4 protein-coding genes are annotated in these 2,257 nt (G+C 74.1%); 2 read left to right on the forward strand and 2 right to left on the reverse strand.

Annotated elements, in window-relative coordinates:
- Positions 1–53: 53 nt before the first annotated feature.
- Complete coding sequence (locus tag ACGFIZ_RS30415) at positions 54–341, reverse strand: hypothetical protein (protein ID WP_393425513.1); 288 nt, start codon at positions 339–341, stop codon at positions 54–56.
- Between the two features lie 313 nt (positions 342–654).
- Here ACGFIZ_RS30415 and ACGFIZ_RS30420 point away from each other — a divergent pair, with 313 nt between their 5' ends.
- Both ACGFIZ_RS30420 and ACGFIZ_RS30425 read left to right on the forward strand, forming a co-directional pair.
- Positions 655–1,104 (forward strand): hypothetical protein, encoded by a 450-nt coding sequence (locus ACGFIZ_RS30420; RefSeq protein ID WP_393425516.1) that lies wholly within the window; start codon positions 655–657, stop codon positions 1,102–1,104.
- Positions 1,105–1,164: 60 nt separating this feature from the next.
- Entirely contained in the window at positions 1,165–1,764 is a 600-nt protein-coding gene (locus tag ACGFIZ_RS30425) for a class I SAM-dependent methyltransferase (protein ID WP_393425519.1), read from the forward strand.
- Positions 1,765–1,968: 204 nt separating this feature from the next.
- Here ACGFIZ_RS30425 and ACGFIZ_RS30430 read toward each other — a convergent pair.
- Positions 1,969–2,257: hypothetical protein (locus tag ACGFIZ_RS30430; RefSeq protein ID WP_393425522.1), on the reverse strand; the 289-nt coding region annotated here is incomplete at its 5' end.

A 2,257-nucleotide genomic window follows, 5' to 3' on the forward strand; every position in this document is an offset into this window, starting at 1 on the left:
ACCGTCCCGGTCAAGGCACTGCTCGGGCCTAGCGGCCCTCCCAGCGCGGACCTTCACCCCCGGCCTGAAGGCCGGAGCACTGGCCCGCAGTCAGGCCCCACGTCCACCCGGCCGCCGCTGGTGCGCTCGATCTGCGCCAGCTGCTCGCCGACCTGCTCGTGGTTGCTCCAGCCCGACCAGGACGGATCCTCGGCGATCTTGCAGCTGCCCTGCCCCGGGCCCTCGGGAGCGGCAGCGGAGACGGCCGGAGCGGTCAGGATCGACCCGGCCAGCGCGGCCGTCACGGCGGCGGCCAGCGCACCGCGGGATCGGAAGATCGTCGACATTGTGTGAACCTGCACGCGGACTCCTCTCGTGGATCCAGCCACCACCGAGCGAGGCGCAGACGAGCACCGGTGACGCTCGGGGGGAGCGGGCCACCTCTGGGTTTCGGCGATCTTGACCTGCGGTTCCGGCCGAATGCAATAGTCACCTGCGATTTTCCGTATGCAGGTGCGCGAAGGTAGGGGTCCGGTCACCGCGGTTGGGGGTCGGCCCGCTCACCGTTCGTGACGGCCGCCGACCGGGGCCGCCGTGGTGCCGGTGGACGCCTTCATGTCGGCTTTCCGGCGCCGTCCAACTAGATTGGTCCCTACCAGACCGAGGAGGGCCACGATGCGGACCTGGACGCCGCGCCGCCTGGCCGCGGTGGTGCTCGGCGCCGCCGCGACCGCGGTGGTGATCGCCGTGCCGACCGACCTGATCGACACTCCGCTGTTCACCCGCAGCGTCGCGGTGACCTGGTGGGCCTGGCCCGCGTTGGCCGCCACCGCGGTGCTGGCGGGCCTGCTGCTCGCCACCTACGTGCAACCCGCGGACGCCGGGTCCCCGGTCGCGGAGAAGCGGCTCGGCACCGTCGGCGGGCTGCTGTCACTGCTGGCGGTAGGCTGCCCCGTCTGCAACAAGCTGGTGCTGCTGGCGCTGGGCACGAGCGGCGCCATGACCTGGTTCGCGCCGGCTCAGCCGCTGCTCGCCGTCGCCTCGATCGTCCTGCTCGGCTGGGCCCTGCACCGGCGCCTGCGCTACGAGCGCAGCTGCCCGGTGCCCACCCCGGCGGACGGGTAGGCCGCGAGCCGCCGATGATCGGGGCGGACCGCGAAGATCAGCACCGAAGGGAGGCCGGCCGTGGACAGGGCCGACTGGGACGCCCGGTACGCCAGCGCTCCTGAACTGGTCTGGACCGCCGAACCGAACCGGTTCGTCGTCGCGGAGACCGCCGAGCTGCCCCCGGGCCGGGCCCTGGATCTGGCAGCCGGGGAGGGACGCAACGCGGTCTGGCTGGCCGGCCGCGGCTGGCGGGTCACGGCCGTCGACTTCTCCGCCGTGGCGGTGCGGCGCGGGCGGGACCTCGCCCGCGAGCGCGGCGTCGACGTCGACTGGCAGGTCGCCGACGTCATCACCTACCGGCCCGAGGCCGATGCCTTCGACCTGGTCCTCGTCGCCTACCTGCACCTGCCGCAGCCCGACCGGGCGACCGTCCTGCGCCAGGCGGCTGCCGCCGTACGCCCCGGCGGGTCGTTCGTCCTGGTCGGCCACGACCTGGCCAACCTCACCGCCGGCACCGGTGGCCCCCGCGATCCCGCCCTGCTGCTGACTCCGGACGCCGTGGCCGCCGAGCTGCCCGGCCTGCGGGTCCGCAGGGCCGACACGGCCCGCCGTCCTGTCCGCGTCCAGGACGGAATCGTCGACGCCCTGGACACCGTGGTGGTGGCGATCCGATCGTGACGGCCCCCCGTCCTCCGCCCGCGGGCGGCCGGCGAGCCACGCTGTGCATCGGCGGACAGACCACGCTCCGCCGCGGACCGGGAAACCGAGTCCGCGGCGGAGCGATCGGCGTTCCGGCCGCTGTCACCCATCGTGCGATGGGTTCAGCCGCTCACCGGTCACGCGAGCGCCTCCGACCCCGCAAGCCGCGGCCGGAGGCGCCAACTACAACCCGATTCGGGCCTGGTGGATCCGCTGCTGCGCACCCCGGAGGAACAGCCGCAGCTCACCGCCGTAGACCGCGGCCGCCGGTGCCGCCGTCGCGCCCTTGGGGGCCGTCAGGGTCGCCCATCCCGACCAGGCACCCGTCGACACGGACAGCTGGTTGGTGCGTACCAGAGCGCCGTCGCCCCGGGCGAACAGGTGCAGGTTTCCGCCGTAGACGGTGGCTGCGGGGGCCGAGTGCGCCTTCGCGGTGCCGGGGATGGTGGTCCAGCCGGTCCAGGTGCCGCTG

Origin of the sequence: Micromonospora sp. NPDC048830 (assembly GCF_043198215.1) — a bacterium.
Lineage (GTDB): Bacteria > Actinomycetota > Actinomycetes > Mycobacteriales > Micromonosporaceae > Micromonospora.